Below are 20,917 nucleotides of genomic sequence, written 5' to 3'. Positions count from 1 at the left end.
AATGTGAAAAAAATTAGCTTATTGCTAGCCAGTCTATGTGCCTTATTTTTAGTGGCTTGTTCCAATCAAAAACAGGCAGATGGCAAACTCAATATTGTGACAACCTTTTACCCTGTCTATGAATTTACCAAGCAAGTCGCAGGAGATACTGCTAATGTAGAACTCCTCATCGGTGCTGGTACAGAACCCCATGAATATGAACCGTCTGCCAAGGCAGTTGCCAAAATCCAAGATGCAGATGCCTTCGTTTATGAAAATGAAAACATGGAAACATGGGTACCTAAATTGCTAGATACTTTGGATAAGAAAAAGGTGAAAACCATCAAGGCGACTGGCGATATGTTGCTTTTGCCAGGTGGCGAAGAAGAGGAAGACCATGACCATGGAGAGGAAGGCCATCACCATGAGTACGATCCCCATGTTTGGTTATCACCAGTCCGTGCCATTAAACTAGTAGAGCACATCCGTGATAGCTTGTCAGCAGATTATCCTGATAAAAAAGAGACCTTTGAGAAGAATGCTGCTGCCTATATCGAAAAATTGCAAGCCTTGGATAAGGCTTATGCAGAAGGCTTGTCTCAAGCTAAACAAAAGAGCTTTGTGACTCAGCACGCAGCCTTTAACTACCTTGCTTTGGACTATGGACTCAAGCAGGTCGCAATCTCAGGTCTCTCTCCAGATGCAGAACCATCAGCTGCTCGTCTGGCTGAATTGACAGAATATGTCAAGAAAAATAAAATTGCCTATATCTACTTTGAAGAAAATGCCTCACAAGCTCTGGCTAACACACTTTCAAAAGAGGCAGGTGTCAAAACAGATGTCCTCAATCCTTTAGAAAGTCTGACAGAAGAGGACACTAAGGCTGGAGAAAACTACATTTCCGTGATGGAGAAAAACCTCAAGGCTCTAAAACAAACAACAGACCAAGAAGGCCCAGCTATCGAACCTGAAAAGGCAGAGGATACCAAGACAGTTCAAAATGGTTACTTTGAGGATGCAGACGTCAAGGATCGCACCTTGAGTGACTATGTAGGTAACTGGCAATCAGTTTATCCTTTCCTTGAAGATGGAACGTTTGATCAGGTCTTTGACTACAAGGCTAAGTTGACTGGTAAGATGACCCAGGCTGAGTACAAGGCCTACTATACAAAAGGCTATCAGACAGATGTGAGCAAGATCAACATTACTGATAACACTATGGAATTTGTTCAAGGTGGACAAAGTAAGAAATTCACCTACAAGTATGTTGGTAAGAAAATCTTAACTTACAAGAAAGGCAATCGTGGCGTGCGCTTCCTCTTTGAAGCCACAGATGCTGACGCTGGACAATTCAAGTATGTTCAGTTTAGTGACCACAATATCGCCCCAGTTAAGGCAGAACATTTTCATATCTTCTTTGGAGGCACAAGCCAGGAAGCCCTCTTTGAAGAAATGGATAACTGGCCAACTTATTACCCAGATAACCTATCTGGCCAAGAAATCGCCCAAGAAATGTTAGCGCATTGATGAGAAATCGACTAGTTCATAAGAGCTAGTCGGTTTTTGGAGTACTAGATGTCTAATACTCTTCGAAAATCAAATTCAAACCACATCAACGTCGCCTTGCCGTACTCAAGTACAGCCTGCGGCTAGTTTCCTAGTTTGCTCTTTGATTTTCATTGAGTATAACTTCTCATTATAGACCTTTCAGAACTTTAAACAATAAATAAAACTCTTGAAATCTTAGCGCTTGTGTGTTAGAATAAATTTAATGGGTAAGGTTCATTAGAACACCAAATCCCTTAACTATTGCAGTAGTTAAGGGATTTTTTGACGTATCTTAACGATTTAACGGGTGTTGGTAGGCTAGTCATTCGGTCTACTTCTTACCATCTAGCCATTTGCAGACGAAATACAAGATAATTCCTGCTATGACGTCCGCTACAATAGTAAGAACGAGCTCTGGGGCAAGGTTCATTAGTTTCACCTCCTCTCACGAACCGTAAGGAACGTAATCGGTAACCGATGACAAAAAATAGTATATCACACTAAATTTAAATCATCAACATCATTTAATTCTTGAAATATCAGGGATAGGCAAAAAGTCTTTAAAATCAGAAAACGTATAGTATCAGATGTATAAAATCTTGATGTTATATCAATCATAAAAGTGGATAGGAAAGTTTTCTGATTATCAGAATTCCTTCCTATCCACTTTTTTAAGATTGTAAGTTAGCCTAATTTTATATAGAATTAGCTTATTTATTTTATTTATCAAAACCTTGCAAGGCTTTTTGGCGTTCTTCTACTTGACCTTTAGCATCTAGTTTGTTACCAGCGTATACAGCTGATTCCCATGATCCGTACATTGGATTTGGGAAGATAATGAATTTTTCACCGAATTCTTTTTGCAATTCTTCAAGTTGTTTATCACGGTCAGATTCAGAAGTCTTAGAAAAATCTGCAAAGTCTACGAGGTTATCACCAAACAATAAGATAAGATTTGTTTTTTCTTGAACTTTTTGGCGACGACCTTCTTTGGATTTTACACCACTTTCTAAGAACATGAGATGATCACGTCCTTGAACAGGAATTCCTTCACTTTCAAGATTTTTAATGGTAGCATCTACTTGATTAGCTGAGCGGTCAGAAATATAGTAGATTTGGACACCGTTTTGATCAGCAAACTGAAGAAAATCCTTGGCACCTGGGACAGCTTTTGCTGAAGCTTTTTGAACCCAAACATCCCAATTTTCGGGTGTGAATGCTGTACCATCTTTGACATTTTGTACTTGATAAGGGCTATTATCTAGGACAGTTTCATCCAAGTCTAAAACGATAGAGTAAGGTTTATCTGATTCTGTTTTGAGCAATTCCTTTAGGTGATTTGTTGCAACGTTATAACCCTGTATGTATAAAGCTTTAGTTTCAGCTGATTTTTGATACCAAAGGGTTGACATAGTGTTTTCTCTTGACCGTAGTTGGTCATATGTCAATGTAATCTGATTATCAGATGAGCTATTATTGCTTGTCTGTGTTTCTGTAGACTTTGTTGCACAACTAGCCAATAAGACGACAGAAGCAAGTGCAGAAAGGATTGTAACAGTAGTTTTTGCTGTTTTCATGAAATATCTCCTATTCATTCATTTCAATAAATAGTATATCACGAGGGAAAAGTTAAGGCAAGCTATTCCCTGAATATGGATGAAGATAATGTAATGAAAAAAGCGATTATTAACTTGAAATGTAGTTTTACCTCTAATTATTGACATTTCAGGAAAAATCGCAGTAAAAACTGCACAACCTTCTTTAAATGTGCTATAATACAGGAAAAAATAATGATGGAGGTCGTCGCGATGATAACAACATTTTTGATGATTTTTGTGGTGGTTTGTGTGCTCCTATTGGTGATAGTCACACTGAGTACAGTTTATGTGGTTCGTCAGCAGTCGGTGGCGATTATTGAACGCTTTGGGAAATACCAAAAGGTTGCCAATAGCGGTATTCATATTCGCTTGCCTTTTGGGATTGATTCGATTGCAGCACGAATCCAGTTGCGCTTGTTGCAAAGCGATATTGTGGTTGAGACTAAGACCAAGGACAATGTGTTTGTTATGATGAATGTAGCGACTCAGTACCGTGTCAATGAGCAGAGCGTGACAGATGCATACTATAAACTCATGCGTCCAGAATCTCAGATTAAATCTTATATCGAAGACGCCCTTCGCTCTTCTGTTCCCAAATTAACCTTGGATGAATTGTTTGAGAAAAAAGACGAGATTGCCCTTGAGGTTCAACATCAAGTAGCAGAAGAAATGACAACTTACGGCTATATTATCGTGAAAACTTTGATTACCAAGGTGGAGCCAGATGCAGAAGTTAAGCAATCCATGAATGAAATCAATGCGGCGCAACGTAAACGGGTTGCAGCGCAAGAATTGGCGGAAGCTGACAAGATTAAAATTGTCACTGCAGCTGAAGCCGAAGCAGAAAAAGACCGCCTTCATGGTGTGGGGATTGCCCAACAACGTAAGGCGATTGTGGATGGCTTGGCAGAGTCTATCACCGAACTCAAGGAAGCCAATGTTGGCATGACAGAAGAACAAATCATGTCCATCCTCTTGACCAACCAGTATTTGGATACCTTGAATACCTTTGCCTCTAAGGGAAATCAAACTATCTTTTTACCAAATACGCCAAATGGTGTGGATGATATCCGTACACAAATCTTGTCAGCCCTTCGCGCTGAGAAGAAATAATAGACTAATACTCTTCGAAAATCTCTTCAAACCACGTCAACGTTGCCTTGCCGTAGATATATGTAACTGACTTCGTCAGTCTTATCTACTACCTCAAAACGGTGTTTTGAGCAACCTGCGGCTAGTTTCCTAGTTTGTTCTTTGATTTTCATTGAGTACAAAGAGCTTGGCAACAGGCTCTTTTTGCATTGCGTTTGTTAAGAAAAGCAAAGAACATTGATATATAGTAGATTGAACCTAGAATAGTACAATAAGGATTCTAAAACGTTTCTAGAAATTAATTTGACTTTCCTAATCTCTTTGTTCATATCTTATTTCAATCTACTATAAATAAAAATTATTGTATGTTGTCCCCCTTAACTTGGAATGATAAGGGAATAACTAGAAAGATTTGTGAATACAAACTATTTCTGATATACTAAATATACAGTAATAATGAATGATAGGATATGGGATGAAAGAATTTCAATTTGAGAGAAAGCAGCGTTTTTCTTTGAGGAAATATACAATAGGAGCTTGTTCGGTCTTGCTAGGAACGAGTTTATTTTTTGATGGTATGGGTGCTCAACCTGTACAGGCTACAGAAACGACTTCAACACTAATTTCAAGTCATTATTTGGATGAGCAGGATTTATCTGAAAAGCTGAAATCTGAGTTGCAATGGTTTGAAGAAAATAAGATTGAGGTAAAAGAGGGAAAAGAATATTACTTTGTCTATCGAAAATTGGCTACAAGATTACCAGAAACAGGTCTGTTTTCTAATAATGGGATGTTTATCTTGGGAGCAGGATTATTATTGCTTTCCTTCACTTTAATCAAGAGAAAAAAGGGAGCGTCTTACTTCCTTGTGACAGTCTTTGCTGTTGGTGGCTTGGGAGCCTCCATCTCTGCTTTAGAAAATCTGGTAGAATTGCAACCAGCCCTTGTTAAGCGAGTAGAAGGTCAGTTTCTACCAAGTCCTGAAATAGTCCAAGGATATGAATTTACGGGATATTATTTGGTAAGAGATAGTGCTAGCAAGGAACTTTCTGTTGATAAGGTAGAATCGCCAGCATTATCTCAAAAGGAGGAAAGTTCAGAATCTCAGTCTAAGAAGATTGTACCACAGACTGCATCTCAATTTGACTCGACTGAAGATCTTGTGCAATCTCCTCAACCAACCTACGCAGTTGAGCCCCTTTTAAATCCAACTCCTGAAAAAAGTATGAGTATTGAGTCTAAAAAAGTACCGGATGAAGGAATGAAAACTGTTATTGAAGACAAGACAGAACTGGAAGTTAGGGTAGGGGAGATAGAGTTTGAAACTCAATTGCAGTCTGACCCAACTCTGACTAAGGGAGAAAAAAGAATTTCTATAGAAGGTGCCAAGGGACAAGAACGAATCTTAACAGAAGTAAGGGTTATCGATGGTGTTGTAACGCGAAATGAAGTGGGAAGAGAAGTGCTTCATGAACCAGTTACTCAGGTGATTCTGGTCGGGACAAAAGAGAAGGAACCTCAAGAAAATGGCATAAGCCTAGCCCCGGAAGTCCAACTAGCTCTTCCATCTTATGAAGGTGGTGTCTCTAGCGAGTCCTTGGTAGAGCCGTCTCTCCCCTCTTATGAGGGCGGTGTTTCCGGTGAATCCTTGGTAGAAGCAACTCTCTCATCTTATGGAGGCGGTGTTTCCGGTGAGTCCTTAGTAGAACCAACACTTTCATCTTATGAAGGTGGCGTTTCTGGCGAATCCTTGGTGGAACCGTCTCTTCCATCTTATGAAGGCGGCGTTTCCGGTGAATCCTTGGTAGAACCAGCGCTTCCATCTTATGAAGGCGGTGTTTCCGGTGAGTCCTTAGTAGAACCAACACTTTCATCTTATGGAGGCGGTGTTTCCGGTGAGTCCTTAGTAGAACCAACACTTTCATCTTATGAAGGTGGCGTTTCTGGCGAATCCTTGGTGGAACCGTCTCTTCCTTCTTATGAAGGCGGCGTTTCTGGTGAGTCCTTAGTAGAACCAGCTCTTTCATCTTATGAAGGTGGCGTTTCCGATGAGCCTGAGATACAGGAGGCTCTTCCAGAGTATAAAGAAGACACTCAATTTCCTCAGACCAAAGTAGAGACCAAAGCTGTTCCTTATGAAACCATTTATGAAAAGAATGAGGCACTAGACCACGGCGTTACAAGAGTGAAAATTCCGGGTGTTGAAGGACAAGAACAAGTTACTACTACCTATACTAAAGATCAAGCAAGTGGAAATATTTCTGAGAATAAAACTGTCAAAATAGTAGCTAACAAAGTTGATCAAGTTGTAGAAGTTGGCACTAAACCGAGTGTTGAAACTACTGTCCTATCTCATAAAACGATTTACCAAGTGAATCCTGCTTTGGAGTTCAGAAAAGAGGAAGTAGCGGTTGCAGGGCGTGATGGTTCGGTGGAAACTAGGACGACTTATCAACTAGATAAGTCAACAGGTCAGGTGACGGTGTCTGACACCACTAGACAAGTAAATTCAGCAGTCGATAAAGTGATTCAAGTTGGTAATGTGGAAAAAGTAATTCAACCGATTGTGGTTACTGAGGAGCGAAGAGAGGATCCTTCTCTTGCTAAAAATATAGAAAAGGTAGCATCTGAAGGAGAAGTTGGTGAGAATACACTTACCAGAACCTACGCTATCAATGAACAAACTGGTGAATTGGTTCATCCTCAAGAAGTGAGTCAAATAACAAAACCAATGAAACCGAGAGTTGTTTTAGTTGGTAGTCAGGAGGATAAACCACACTTGCTTCCAGCCAATAGTGAGAGAGAAGATGCTGTGGATGTGTCTGCTCTTACCACAAGCGCGAGATCAGTAGATTTCTTACATGACAGTAAACTAAAAGCACAGTTAGAGCCTGTCTATGATCCTCGAGATATTATAACAAGGAGAATTGCGCTCAGAAAAACATACCCAAATATCACTGACCAAGAGGTCAAAGATATGTTGCGCACAGAGTATCTTCAAAAACTGTCAATTCAAGAAAGCTTTGATCAGACGAAAACGCAAGCTGAGTCAAGTTTCAAAAAGATTGCCTCTCATACTTTGGGGATTATAGGAGATACCCCTGAAAATCGCAGTAAGGTCAAACAAGAGCTGGAGCAATACAAAGAGCAGATTTTGTTGGGACTGTCTTATATCAATCGTTTTTATAATATTCAATTTGGGGACACGAATATTCGTGATATTCTGGCCTTTAATCCAAGTTCATTTGGCAATAAGACAATGACAGCCTTGGATAGTTTGAAGAAATTAGGATCCATGTCTTATGAAGAGATGAAATTGACCAATAGTCCTCAAACATTTACAAAATACTTATCTACCATTACAGGTAAGGCTAGCTTGAAGGAATTTTTAGATAGCAATCGCCAACTCTTTACGTCAGATGATGCGGATACCTGGCTTAAAAAATCTAGCCAAGCTATGATTGTTGAAAAACCATCTAAGGAAAATCCTTCAGCGCATGTCGGGCTATATAGCAAGTTGACAGCTGGGGAAAAGGATCCTCGTAAACAAGAAGCCAATATGGTTGCTATTTTGGGACTTTTGAATGTGAAAGAACCAAATGTTTACGTGATTAGTAATATGGCGACGATTACTTACGGTAATATTGGTTCCTATATAGATACTTCTCTTGCCCAGTCTAATCCAACTAAGTATCAGGCTGAGCTTGCTAGAGTCAAGTCTTTAATTGAAAAAGCGGCTGTACAACAAGCCAACTATGTTGATACTCTGTATCGTATAACAAAACCAGAAAATCGTGATAAGTTGCTTACAAATCGCTTGATTATTGATACGATGAAGAAATATACAAGTAATTCGAATGCCCAGATTGATAGCACTTGGTCACCAGCTACTGGTAGTGGAGCTGATAAGGGGGTCGACCAGTTTATGACTCCTATGAATTACTATTCTCCAGTAAGTAAGGTAGGAGCTGAGGCCAATGGATTAGGTGTCCGTTACTTTATAGATAGGGTTCTGGATGATAGAGGTTCAGCGACTTATTCTCATGAAATGACGCATTTATTAGACGGAACAGTTCTGTTTAATAATCATGGTCGTCGAGATGGTACAGGAGCAGAGTTTTATGCGCGTGGTATTTTTGAAAATTCCTATAATCCAGAAAAGGATACTTATTTCAATCTCAACTTTGTATATGATGAGAGTGATAAGAATGGATTTTACAATAAAACACCTGATCGATTTAAAACGGCAGAAGATTTGCAATCTTACATGAAGGGAAGTTTTGATGTCCTTTATACTCTAGATTACCTAGAAGCAGAGGCAAGTAAAGGCTTGTCTGCAGAAGACAAGATGAGTTATTTCAAAAAAATAATGCCGATTCCTTCAACAGGGCCTAGAACTTGGGTAGATTACCGCAATACAGCGGTTAAACCAACTCATAAGAGTGAGGAGATTCAAGCTCTGACCTTAGAAGATGCCAAAAAATTGACAGATATTGATAGTTTGATTGACAATCATATTCTGGTCAATCGTTATATCATTGCTGGTTTTTCAGATAAAGGAAAAATTGCAGCAAATGGTTACTATACCGTTGATATGTTTGATACCATTTATGGTGTTAGTCAAAATGACTCTGGTATGAGTGGGGATATCACCTTTAGAAAACAAGCCTTTGAATTGATGGCAGCTTTGGGCTATTATGAAGGATTTGTTCCTTATGTGTCAAATCAGTTTAAAGAAGCAGCAGAGACTGAAAACAAGCCTTTATCTGATACTTACATTTTCAATAAAGTTTTAAGTGGTAAGAGCTATGCTGAGTTCAAAAAAGCACAAATCAAGGAAAGAGTGGATAGGCTCAATCAATTGAAACCTTTGACAATCCAATATGAAGGTCAGCAAATAAGTCTGACAAGTCAGAAGTTAAGTGAATTGATGCAGAAAGCTGTTAAAGAAGAACTTGCTCAAATAAAAGCAGGCAAAACAACTGCTCGCACCTATACCTTTATCGAAACCCCAGTCCAAAAACTGAAAAAAGTGATTTATAAAGCTTATCTCAAAGATTCAGATGACTTTAGACAATCGATTTACAATAGCTAAGGCAAAAGGAACATCTCTCTGGAATGAACATTCAGAGGGGTGTTTTTTTGAGGTTCTTGTCAGATTTGATACTCAATGAAAATCAAAAAGCAAACTAGGAAGCTAGCCACAGGTTGCTCAAAGTACAGCTTTGAGGTTGCAGATAAAATTGACGAAGTCAGCTCAAAACATGGTTTTGAGGTTGTAGATAAAACTGACGAAGTCAGTAACTATACGCACGGTAAGGCGACGCTGACGTGGTTTGAAGAGATTTTCGAAGAGTCTGACCTTGTTTCTTGAAAATAACTGTTTGCTTGAAGATGGAGTTATTTTCAAACTTTTCCACAGATTTATAAGAGTGGGAAAATCTCATTAACCTTAGAAATAGTAGCCAACTGAGAGTAAAAGAGTTCTTAAAAATTGGGTAATTCACAGAAGTTATCCACAGATTGTGGACAAGCGTGGGGATAGATATGATTAATTATTGCTAAATGGAGTTTATATATCTTTCTTTTGAATTGATGGTCTATTCTATGTAGCAAATATCAAGGTTGGAACTAAGATAATCTTTGTAAACAATACGGTTTCATTTGTTGACATGGAGAAAATTTGAATGTTAATTGTTAGCTAGGAGGGGATGGGTTTTGGTAGAGAATAGTAGTAGTTCGTCAGAAAAGTTAAGACATTTCATATTGTAATAAAAACTTTTGTGGATGTAGGAAAGGATTTTTAGTTATTAACAACTTTATCCACAGATGTGGATAAAGTTGTTAATAAGATGGTGTAGTTCAATATACTGGTGAATGTAGTACGCCTTTAGAAATTAAGATTTGATTTTAACTGGATATGGCGTTATTCATCAGGATGAGATTCAAGTTCTTCAATTGCAAGCTGGGGAAAGCAAAAAAGATTTGTGCATACCAACCCTGTATTTTTTCCTGAATCTGACAGTTGATGGATAGCTGATTGCTCAAGATTATATTTTAGTTGAAACGAGATAAAACATCTTCACAATCCATTTCCTTTTCGAATAAATAGATAGAACCATCGAATCTAGTAAATCTAGATTTAAAACTATGGTATAATGAAAGGAGAAGAAATATGACTGTACGTCATCCGGGCATCAGCCCAACCAATGATTTGGTTGCTAAGAAGATTTTTAGCAATCCCGAAATCACTTGTCAATTTATCCGCGATATGCTGGACTTACCTGCAAAAAATGTAACGATTTTGGAGGGAAGCAATATTCATGTATTACCTTCCATGCCTTATTCAGCCCAAGATTTCTATACCAGTATAGATGTATTGGCGGAGTTGGATAATGGAACGCAAGTTATTATCGAAATACAAGTACATCATCAGAATTTTTTCATCAATCGCCTGTGGGCTTACTTATGCAGTCAGGTCAATCAGAATCTTGAAAAAATTCGCCAACGAGAAGGTGATACCCACCAGAGTTATAAACATATTGCACCAGTATATGCTATCGCTATCGTGGACAGTAATTATTTTCAAGATGACTTAGCCTTTCACAGTTTTAGTATGCGAGAGGATACGACAGGTGAAGTTTTAACAATCACAAACAACGGTCAGGAAAACCATCTGGTCAAGATGGCGTTCTTGGAACTAAAAAAATACAGAGAAACCAGCAAAGACGAGGTTCGCAAGCCATGGTTGGAGTTTTTTGGGAATAAGCCCTTTACTCAACAACCCGAGCGAGCCATCAGCCAGGCAGATCAACTGCTAGACTACAAGAGCTGGTCCGAGGAGGACAGGAAAATGTTTAGTGAACAGCGCAGGCGTGAAGAACAAGCCTTGTTAGCGCAGGACTATGCCTTGGAACAAGCTGAAGAAAGAGGATTAGAACGTGGCCGTGCAGAGGGTCTTGAACAGGGACTGGAGCGTGGGAAAGTTGAAGGAAGAGTCTTTACTTTCCTAGATATGGTTCGCCAAGGTCTTTTGACTTCCGAGGTTGCCAGCCAGCAGTTAGGTATGACTGTCTCTGAGTTTGAAGAACTATTGAAAGAGCATAACAAATAAGGACTAAAAAATACAGAGAAACCAGCAAGGATAGTATTCGCAAGCCATGGTTGGAGTTTTTTGGGAATAAGCCCTTTACCCAGCAACCTGAGCGAGTCATCAGCCAAGCAGACCAACTGCTGGACTACAAGAGCTGGTCCGAGGAGGACATAAAAATGTTTAGTCAACTACGTATGCGAGAAGAACAAGCCTTGTTAGCACAGGACTATGCCTTGGAAACTGCTAGGGCGGAAGGTCTTGAAAAAGGTTTAGAGCGTGGTCTTGAACGTGGCCGTGCAGAGGGCATTGAACAAGGGCGAGCGGAAGGCATTGAAGAGGGATTAAAAGTAGGTTTAGTAAATCTCGTCCGCCAAGGTCTTTTGCCTTCTGAGGTTGCCAGCCAGCAGTTAGGCATGACTGTCGCTGAGTTTGAGGAGTTGCTATAAAAAGAGAAACAGGCATGTTATCGAACTAGATAGCATGTTTTTGTTTGGAATAGATTTTATATTTTGTACGAATGATTTTAGTGTATAGAGATACAAATACACTATTTTCATACTTCAAACCTATTTATTTTACTAAAATTAAAAAATATATCCGCTGTTTTTCCGAACTAGCCTAAATTTTTATATAAGATTGATTGGATAACATCATATATATTTATTTAAAAAAAGTAGAAAAAATTCAATCGAAAATTTTCTGAAAATGCCCTACTTTCCCAAAACGCTTTTTTTTTTTGCAGAAAATTACGGTCAAATTATTTGCATATATATTTAAAATGAGGTAGAATCTTAAATACAGATTTTCATATTAAGTAAAAAGTAGTTGTTTTTGTGAAGCGGCTAGTTTTGTGTGAAAATCCAAAATGTACACTTAAAAGGAGATCCAAATTAATGGAAAATAAATCGTCTATGAGTCGCGCTGAGCGTCTACGTCGTGAAAAGGTCACGCGTTATTCGATTCGTAAATATAGCTTTGGAGCGGCTAGTGTAGCAGTCGCTGCTCTTTTCATGTTCTTAGGTAATGGAGCTGTATCAGTTCAAGCGGCTGAAGTTCAGGGAACACAGGTTACTGGAAAGACTGACACACAACTTGAACAAGACGAGTCTAAGCCTGCGACAGAAGTAGCTCCAGCTTTGAACAAAACTCAACTTGAAAGCTACATTTCAGAAATTGAAACAAAACTTGCTAACGGTTTTTATGCTAATAAAACAGATGAATCTGTTGCGGTATTAAAAGCTGATTTAGAAGCTGCAAAAGTTGCATTAGTGAACGCAACAACTCAAGACCAAATTACAAAAGCTTACAACAAACTTGTAAATACAGCTAACGCTGGATTAAGAAACAAACCTGTAGAGAAAAAAGAAACTCCAGCAGTAGACACTACTAACGGAAAAGAAACTGTAGGTAAAAAAGCAGCAAACACTGAGAAAAAATCAGACACTAACTCAATCGAAAACACAGGTTCTAACGATACACGTAATGGAAAAGCATTAGACAAAAACAATGCTTTCCGTGCGGAAACAACTGAAACTCAAGATAACTTTACTTATTCCATGGAGTACTCTACTGGAAAAGAAATTTACCTTTATAACGAAGAAGACGCAGATGTCAATATTACAGTTAGCTCAACAGCTGGAAATATTACTAAAGCAACAGTTAAAGCTGGAAGTGGTCAGTTCTTACTAAAATCGAAAAGTGATCAAGCGATAGCTTATGCGAAAGGTAAAGGCGGATCTATGCCTCCAGAAGAAGAAGTTGAAATAGATGGTTATGGTTGGAGTTATCATCAAACACTAACTGAAACTCAAGGCCCAGTAACAATTAAAATCACTGGTAAACCAAACGACACGTTTAAAGGACTTACATCTTACACGAAAACTGAAGATCAACGAGCAGTATTAGGGGCAAGATATTTACAACTTGCAGATTCTACTGGGGCTAAACTGTCTGGAGGTAGCAAGCCATCAGCTCCTGGTTATTTCAACTTAGTTGTTAAATCTCAAACATACAAATATGACATCAAGCTGCCAGAATCAAATGCTGATAAGATTGCTGTTTCAAATGTTGATAGCTTAACTGAAGCAGATATTGCCAAAATCAAAAACGAAATTAAAATTCAATATTCTGATACTGCAACGACACAAGATGCTCGACTAGCTTCTAAAAAAGGAGAAGTCTTACAAGATAAATCTACAGTAGTAGCGACGGACGGAATCACTGTTGCAGATGGAACAGTTACTGTTACCTATAAAGATGGATCAGTAGACACTACTCCAGTTGCAAGTGTAGCTCGTACAAATGAGAAACCAACTGTAGAAATTCCATTCTCATTAGATGGTAAAAAAGACGTTTTTGTATATGCTAATGAGGATTTTGAAATTCCTATTAAATTTAAAGATGACACTGGAAAAGTGGCATCAGCTACAGTAAAACGTGGTGGAAATCAGGATTCACCAGTTAAAGATGCATCAAATCCTGATGTTTTAGATAATCAGTACAATACAACCGTTGAAAAAATTTCTACTGAAACGGTAGCAACAGCAGAAAATCCAGCTATTGTAAAAATTAAAGGTAATATTTCAAAAGATAACTCTGGAATTGCAGCGAGTGCCTTCCCTAAAGAACCAAATCAAGAACTTACAATTGTAACTCGCTATGCAACAGCAACTGATACAGATGGGGCATTTATTGACAATACAGCTAAAGGAAATACTTATGCTACAGATCCAGGTGCGTTTACTATTAAATTAAAAGCTCAAACAGCAAAATATGATATTAAATCTCTAGAAGGTGCGGATAAAGTGGCTGTATCAGATGCTAACAACGTTACTGATACCGAGTTTGCCAAAATTAAAGAAAAAGTTAAAATTGCATATGCTTCAGAAGAGAAAAATCCAGATAAAAATATACCGACAGCTATAAGAGGAACAGATGTAGAGAATCAATCAGATCGTATTGCTTCTATCACTAAAGACGGAAACAATGTTGTAGTAACCTATAAAGACGGTTCTATTGATAAAAAACCATTAACTGACTTCGCACGTACAAACCTAGCTCCAACAGTTGAACTTCCATATTCAAACGCTGACAAACGTCAAATCTACGTTTACACTGGTGAGAATACTGATTTAACATTCACAGGTAAAGACGATATAACAGTTAAAAATTTATATCTACGAAATAAAGGTTTAGATGAAAGTGATAACGCTAGTGGTTATGGTTTTACCATAGGAAAGGTAACTGACAGTGCTGTAGCATCTGGGGAAGGAACTGTATCTGATGATAAGAAAACAGCTACTATTAAGATGGTTGGAGTAACAAATCTGAAAGCTGGGCAAAAGTGGACAAGTTTTATCGAGGCTAAAGATAATGACGGTGTTAAATCTATGCCAGCAAATGAATCCTATAGTGTTGAGAACTATGAACTTCGTCGAAGAAAACCTGGGTATGTTGAATTCATCGTTAAATCTCAAACAGATAAGTACGATATCAAGACACCAACTGAAAAAGTTGTTGTAACAGATCCAGCAAACGTAACAGAAGCTGATTTAGCTAAAGTCAAAGAAAAACTGCAACTTGAGTACAAGCAGGATAACGACGACGCGAATATCGCAAAAGATACTGCAGTTGATAAAAATGGTAAGATTCAATCAGTCACAAAAGATGGAAACAATTTTGTAGTAACCTATACAGACGGTTCAAAAGATACAAGACCATTATCAGAGTTTGTAACCTTAGATAAACAACCAGCTATCGATGAGGTTAATAAAGCAGCTGAGAAGCAAATTGAGGCTATTAACAATAACCCAGAAGCAACTCAAGAAGAAAAAGATGAAGCAATCAAGAAAGTAAATGCAGATAAAGCTAAAGCTCTTGATGAAATTGCAAAACCTGAAGTTACAACAAAAGATGCTCTTGATAAAGCTCAAAATGCAGGAACTGATGCAATCGCAGCAGATAATCCAGTGGTAGCGAAAAAAGACGCAGCAAAAGCAGATGTTGAAGCAATTCGTAAAGCTAAAGAAGATGCGATTAAAGCAGATACAAATCTAACACAAGCAGAACAAGCAGCAGCTATCGCGAAAAATAATACGGCTGCAGCAGAAGCAACTAAAGCTATTGACGCTGCAACAACAAACGATGCAGTAGATCAAGCTAAAACAGCTGGAACTACAGCGATTGGTAAAGTTAACCCAGTAGCAAAAGAAAATGCTAAAGAAGCAATTGCAAATGCATTAACAGATAAAAATTCTGAAATCGACAAACGTACTGATTTAACAGATGCTGAGAAAACAGCAGCAAAAGCTGAAGCTCAAAAATTAGCAGATGCTGAATTAGCTAAAATCAACGCTCAACCTGACAATGCAGAAACTGCAGACGCAGCAGCGGCAGCACAAAAAATCGTTAATGATGCTGAAGATAAAGGTGTAGCATATGTAACATCTGTAAACCCAGTAGCAAAAGAAGCAGCTAAGAAAGCAGTGGCAGCTGAGTTAGCTAAAAAAGAAGAGCAAATCGATGCTCGTACTGATTTGACGAAAGAAGAAAAAGACGCAGCTAAGAAAGAAGCTCAAGATAAAGCTAAAGAAGCAACAGATGCAATTGATGCACAACCATCTATTACTGATTCAGCTGACAAAGCTACAGCAGCCCAAACAGCAGTAGATGGTGCAAAAGATAAAGGTGTAGCAGACGTTAAAGCTGTAGATCCAGTAGCGGCTAAGAAACCAGCAGCTAAGAAAGCAGTTGAAGATGCTCTTAAAGATAAAGTAGCTGCAATTGACGCACGTGAAGACTTAACTCCAGAAGAAAAACAAACAGCTAAAGAAAAAGCAGCAGAAGAAGCTAAGAAAGCTAAAGAAGCACTCGATGCAGCAACAACAGATGCAGCAGTAGATACAGCTAAAACAGCTGGTACTGGAGAAATTGCGAAAGTAAACCCAGTAGCGAAAACAAAAGCTAAAGATGAAATCGCAAAAGAGTTAGCTGAGAAAGAAAAAGCAATCGATGCACGTACTGACTTAACTGACAAAGAAAAAGCAGCAGCTAAGGAAGACGCAAAAGCGAAAGCAAAAGAAGCAACAGACGCAATTAACGCACAGCCAGATAACGCAGAAACACCAGAAAAAGCAGCAGAAGCCCAAACAGCAGTAGATGGTGCAAAAGATAAAGGTGTAGCAGACGTTAAAGCTGTAAACCCAGTAGCGAAAGAAGCAGCTAAGAAAGCAATCGCAGATGAATTAGCTAAGAAAGAAAAAGCAATCGACGGACGTACTGACTTAACTGACGAAGAAAAAGCAGCAGCTAAGAAAGATGCGCAAGATAAAGCTAAGGAAGCAACAGATGCAATCGATGCTCAACCAAGCAACGCAGAAACACCAGAAAAAGCAGCAGAAGCCCAAACGGCAGTAGATGGTGCAAAAGATAAAGGTGTAGCAGATGTTAAAGCTGTAGATCCAGTAGCGGCTAAGAAACCAGTAGCTAAGAAAGCAATCGACGATGCATTAACAGCTAAAAACAATGAAATTGATGCGCGTACGGATTTAACTCCAGAAGAAAAAACTAAAGCGAAAGAAGTTGCAAAAGCAAAAGCAGAAGCAGCTAAAGATGCAGTTGATAAAGCAACTACAAACGCAGAAGTTGATAAAGCTAAAACAGATGGAACTACAGCAGTTGCAAACGTAACTCCAGTAGCCAAAGAAGCAGCGAAAACAGCAATTGCAGATGCATTAACAGCTAAAAATAAAGAAATCGATGCTCGCACAGACTTAACTGATGAAGAAAAAACAGCAGCTAAGAAAGAAGCAAAAGATAAAGCTGACGCACAACTAGCTGAAATTGCTAAACAACCAGATGCAGCGGATACACCAGAAGCAGCGAAAACAGCACAAGATGCAGTGGATGCGGCTAAGAAAACAGGTGTAGCTGATGTTACAGCTGTAAATCCAGCAGCAGTTAAGAAAACGGAAGCTAAACAAGCAATCGACGATGCATTGACAGCTAAAAACAATGCTATTGATGCTCGTACAGACTTGACAGATGCAGAGAAAAAAGCAGCAAAAGCAAAAGCAGCGGAAGAAGCTAAGAAAGCTAAAGAAGCAATTGATGCAGCAACAACAGATGCAGCAGTAGATACAGCGAAAACAGCTGGATTAGATGAAGTTGCGAAAGTGAATCCAGTAGCTAAAGAAGCGGCTAAGAAAGCAGTAGCAGACGAATTAGCTAAGAAAGAAGCAGAAATTGATGCGCGTACAGACTTAACTGACGCAGAAAAAGCTGCAGCTAAGAAAGATGCTCAAGCCAAAGCTAAATCAGCAACAGATGTAATTAACGCACAACCAGACAATGCAGAAACACCAGAAGCAGCAATAGCAGCTCAAACTGCGGTTGATAATGCAAAAGATAAGGGTGTAGCGGATGTTAAATCTGTAAATCCAGTAGCTAAAGAAGCAGCTAAGAAAGCAGTAGCGGATGAATTAGCTAAGAAAGAAGCAGAAATCGATGCCCGTACTGATTTAACGAAAGAAGAAAAAGACGCGGCTAAGAAAGATGCTCAAGATAAGGCTAAATCAGCAACAGATGCAATTAATGCACAACCAGACAATGCAGATACACCAGAAAAAGCAGCTGAAGCTCAAAAAGCAGTAGATACAGCTAAGAAAACAGGTGTAGATGAAGTTGCGGCTGTGAATCCAGAAGCAGTAACGAAACCAGTAGCTAAGAAAGCAATCGATGATAAATTAGCTGAACAATTAAAAGCAATCGAAAACACTCCAGATGCTACAGATGAAGAGAAGAAAGTTGCAGCAGATGCAGCTAAGGCTCTAGCTGAAGAAGCTAAGAAAGCAATCGATAAAGCTGGAACAGATGCTGAAGTTAAGCAACTTCAAGAAGAAGCTAAGAAAGAAATCGAAAAATCTGTACCTGTTGTAGAAGATAAACCAAACGCTCGTAAAGCGATTGATGACGAAGCAACAGCTAAAAAAGCAGCAATCGATGCTCGTGACGACTTGACTCCTAAAGCTAAAGAAGATCTTAAAGCACAAGTAGATAAGATTGCAGAACAAGCTAAAAAATCTGTAGATGCAGCTAAAACAGCAGAAGCTGTCAATGGAATTGAAGAGTCAGATAAAGCGGCTATTAAAGCTGTAGGTGAAGTAAATATTCCAGCTGATAAAGTTCTTGTAAATGATCCAAGTGCTTTAACAGATGCTGAAAAAGCTAAGGTCTTAGAAGCTGTTAAGAAAGTAAATCCAGATGCTAAAGAAATTACTCAAGATACAGATGGAAATATTACTGTTACAACTCCAGACGGTCATCAGGAAATCATCACTCCTGAGCAAGTAGTGAAAACTGCTGATACAGCAAATGATCCAAAAGCAGGAAACGACGTAGTTAAACCAGCTGATAAAGTAGTTGTAAATGATCCAGCTAAGTTGACAGATGCTGAGAAGGAGAAAATTAAAGCGGCAGTTGAAGCTGTAAATCCAAACTCTGTAGTAACAGTAGATGAAAAAGGAAATGCTAAAGTTTCAACTCCAGATGGTCAAACACAAGTGATTCCTGTCGAAGAATTAGTACGTACTGTTGAAGATACTAAGAAACCAAACGCAGGCAATGACATCGTTAAACCAGCGGATAAGACAGTAGTAGCAAATCCAGATGCGTTAACTCCAGAAGAGAAGAAAGCAATCGAGGATAAAGTTAAGGCTGTAAACCCAGATGCAACAGTAGTTGTAGATGATAAAGGAAATGCGACAGTTACAACCCCAGCAGGTAAGACAGCCGTAATTCCAGCAGCAGACTTGACGAAAGATCCAGAAGCTGCAACTAAAGCAAATGCAGGAAATGCAGTAAATACACCAGCATCTAAGGTAGAAGTTAAAGATCCAGCCAAATTAACAGATGAAGAAAAAGCAAAAGTTAAGAAAGCAATTGAGGCAGTAAACCCAGGATCTAAAGTTGTAGTAGACGATAAAGGAAACGTAACAGTCACAACCCCAGAAGGAAATACAGCAGTAATTCCAGCAGCAGACGTAACTAAGTCAGCAGCAGATGCAGGTAAAGCAAATGCAGGAAATGCAGTAAACACACCAGCATCTAAGGTAGAAGTTAAAGATCCAGCTAACTTAACAGATACTGAGAAAAAAGCAATCGAAGACAAAGTTAAAGCAGTAAATCCAGGAGCGACTGTAGTCGTAGACGATAAAGGCAACGCAACAGTCACAACCCCAGAAGGTAAAACAGCAACAATTCCAGCAACAGACTTAACTAAGTCAGCATCAGACGCAGGTAAAGAAAATGCAGGAAATGGAGCAAATACACCAGCAACTAAGACAGTAGTAAAAGATCCAGCTAACTTAACAGATGAAGAAAAAGCAAAAGTTAAGAAAGCAGTAGAGGATGTAAACCCAGGATCAACTGTAGTAGTAAATGATAAAGGTGATGTAATCGTTACTAAAGGTGATGGAACAGTATTAGTAATCCCAGAACTTGACTTAGTAATTCCAGAAGATAAATTAACTGATCCAACTCAACAAAATGGTGTAAACACACCAGCAACTAGAGTGTTAGTTGGAGATAAAGCTAAATTAACAGCTGATGAAATTGAAAAAGTTAAAGAATCAATTAAAGCAGTCAACCCAGGTGCAACTGTAGTAGTAGACGAAAATGGAAATGCGACAGTAACAACACCAGAAGGTAAGACAGCAACAATTCCAGTAGCTCAATTAGTTAAAGATGCTAAAGATGTTGCAGCTAAGAACAATGGTGAAAACATCAACGTTGACTTCGAAAAAGAAACAGTAGCAGACTTCAATAACGTAACAGATGCAGAAAAAGAAGCTGCAAAAGCTAAGATTAAAGGAGCAAATGCTGATGTGCTAGAAGTTATCTTCGACAAAGCAGGAAATGCAACTGTAATTACTAAAGATGGTAAAGTTTACACAATCGTAGCTAAAGATATCTTCAAACAACGTCCATATGTACCATCAAATGGTGGAGGCAATAACGGAGCTACTAACACTGACGCAAAAGTGGATAAAGCTAAGTTAGAAGGTGCTATTCGTCAATTAGATGAATTAATCATCAAAGAATCAGCTAAGTTTGATGCAGAGACTGCAAAAGAAGCGACTGAATTATTAGCAGAAGCTAAAGCAGTATTTGCTAATGCAAAAGCAAGTCAAGCAGAAGTGGATACAATGGTGAAACGTATCGAAGACTTCATGGCGAAAGTTGCTTCATCAACTGATCATGCAACTCCAGCTAACGACCAAGCTAGTCAAACACCAGCTGTAGATACAGCTACTACTCAAGCAGCATCAGCACAAGCAAATGCGCGTAAAGTAGCTAAAGAATTGCCAAATACAGGTACAGCAGATTCTACTGTAGCTATGGTGGCAGCTGCCGCAAGTGCATTACTTGGTCTTGGTCTTGCAGGCCGTCGTCGTAAAGAAGACGAAGAGGCTTAATTGGTAGATTGTTTGATAATTGTCGAATAATAAGTCCGATTTTTAAAGCTTAAACAAGTACCTCTCATAAGAAAATCTCCTAGCAGGGAAGTCTGCTAGGAGATTTTTTGGAGTATGATAGGTATATCGAACAC

The 20,917-nt window shown here is 38.8% G+C and carries 7 protein-coding genes and 2 pseudogenes; 8 read left to right on the top strand and 1 reads right to left on the bottom strand.

Annotated features, from left to right (window positions below; translation table 11 throughout):
• The first annotated feature begins 3 nt into the window (after positions 1-3).
• A complete protein-coding gene (gene adcA, locus D8787_RS01160; protein WP_125420244.1) occupies positions 4-1,506 on the top strand; it encodes a zinc ABC transporter substrate-binding lipoprotein AdcA in 1,503 nt (500 codons plus the stop codon).
• 740 nt (positions 1,507-2,246) lie between these two features.
• Here adcA and D8787_RS01150 read toward each other — a convergent pair.
• Positions 2,247-3,104, bottom strand: a complete 858-nt coding sequence (locus D8787_RS01150) for a 5'-nucleotidase, lipoprotein e(P4) family (RefSeq protein ID WP_042901814.1) — start codon at positions 3,102-3,104, stop codon at positions 2,247-2,249.
• Positions 3,105-3,353: 249 nt separating this feature from the next.
• On the opposite strand from D8787_RS01150, the gene D8787_RS01145 reads away from it, so the two are divergent.
• The 7 genes and pseudogenes from D8787_RS01145 to D8787_RS01115 all read left to right on the top strand — a co-directional run bounded on the left by D8787_RS01145 (position 3,354) and on the right by D8787_RS01115 (position 20,783).
• Entirely contained in the window at positions 3,354-4,238 is an 885-nt protein-coding gene (locus tag D8787_RS01145; protein WP_004235732.1) for an SPFH domain-containing protein, read from the top strand.
• 454 nt (positions 4,239-4,692) lie between these two features.
• Complete coding sequence (locus D8787_RS01140; RefSeq protein ID WP_125420242.1) at positions 4,693-9,312, top strand: ZmpA/ZmpB/ZmpC family metallo-endopeptidase; 4,620 nt, start codon at positions 4,693-4,695, stop codon at positions 9,310-9,312.
• A 75-nt stretch (positions 9,313-9,387) separates the two neighbouring features.
• On the top strand, positions 9,388-9,591 hold the full coding sequence (locus tag D8787_RS11775) for a hypothetical protein (protein WP_125420240.1): 204 nt from the start codon (positions 9,388-9,390) through the stop codon (positions 9,589-9,591).
• A 501-nt stretch (positions 9,592-10,092) separates the two neighbouring features.
• A pseudogene (locus D8787_RS11770) lies at positions 10,093-10,253 on the top strand (alpha-L-fucosidase); the annotation flags it as partial.
• 139 nt (positions 10,254-10,392) lie between these two features.
• The gene (locus D8787_RS01130) at positions 10,393-11,331 is read left to right on the top strand and encodes an Rpn family recombination-promoting nuclease/putative transposase (RefSeq protein WP_125420238.1); all 939 of its coding nucleotides are present in this window, start codon (positions 10,393-10,395) and stop codon (positions 11,329-11,331) included.
• Positions 11,328-11,756 (top strand): annotated as a pseudogene (locus tag D8787_RS12095) (hypothetical protein); the annotation flags it as partial. The gene D8787_RS01130 and the pseudogene D8787_RS12095, both read left to right, overlap by 4 nt.
• Positions 11,757-12,203: 447 nt before the next feature.
• The gene (locus tag D8787_RS01115; protein WP_125420234.1) at positions 12,204-20,783 is read left to right on the top strand and encodes a DUF1542 domain-containing protein; all 8,580 of its coding nucleotides are present in this window, start codon (positions 12,204-12,206) and stop codon (positions 20,781-20,783) included.
• The last annotated feature ends 134 nt before the right edge of the window (positions 20,784-20,917 follow it).

Source organism: Streptococcus mitis (assembly GCF_003944325.1).
Taxonomy (GTDB): domain Bacteria; phylum Bacillota; class Bacilli; order Lactobacillales; family Streptococcaceae; genus Streptococcus; species Streptococcus mitis_CW.
Note: the sequence above shows the minus strand (reverse complement) of the source record. Positions and strands in the feature narration are given on the sequence as shown.

Excerpts from the sequence above, each read along its gene's own strand:
- D8787_RS01140 (WP_125420242.1), top strand. The coding sequence starts at position 4,693 with ATGAAAGAATTTCAATTTGAGAGAAAGCAGCGTTTTTCTTTGAGGAAA.
- D8787_RS01115 (WP_125420234.1), top strand. The coding sequence starts at position 12,204 with ATGGAAAATAAATCGTCTATGAGTCGCGCTGAGCGTCTACGTCGTGAA.
- D8787_RS01145 (WP_004235732.1), top strand. The coding sequence starts at position 3,354 with ATGATTTTTGTGGTGGTTTGTGTGCTCCTATTGGTGATAGTCACACTG.
- D8787_RS01150 (WP_042901814.1), bottom strand. The coding sequence starts at position 3,104 with ATGAAAACAGCAAAAACTACTGTTACAATCCTTTCTGCACTTGCTTCT.
- D8787_RS01130 (WP_125420238.1), top strand. The coding sequence starts at position 10,393 with ATGACTGTACGTCATCCGGGCATCAGCCCAACCAATGATTTGGTTGCT.
- D8787_RS11775 (WP_125420240.1), top strand. The coding sequence starts at position 9,388 with ATGAAAATCAAAAAGCAAACTAGGAAGCTAGCCACAGGTTGCTCAAAG.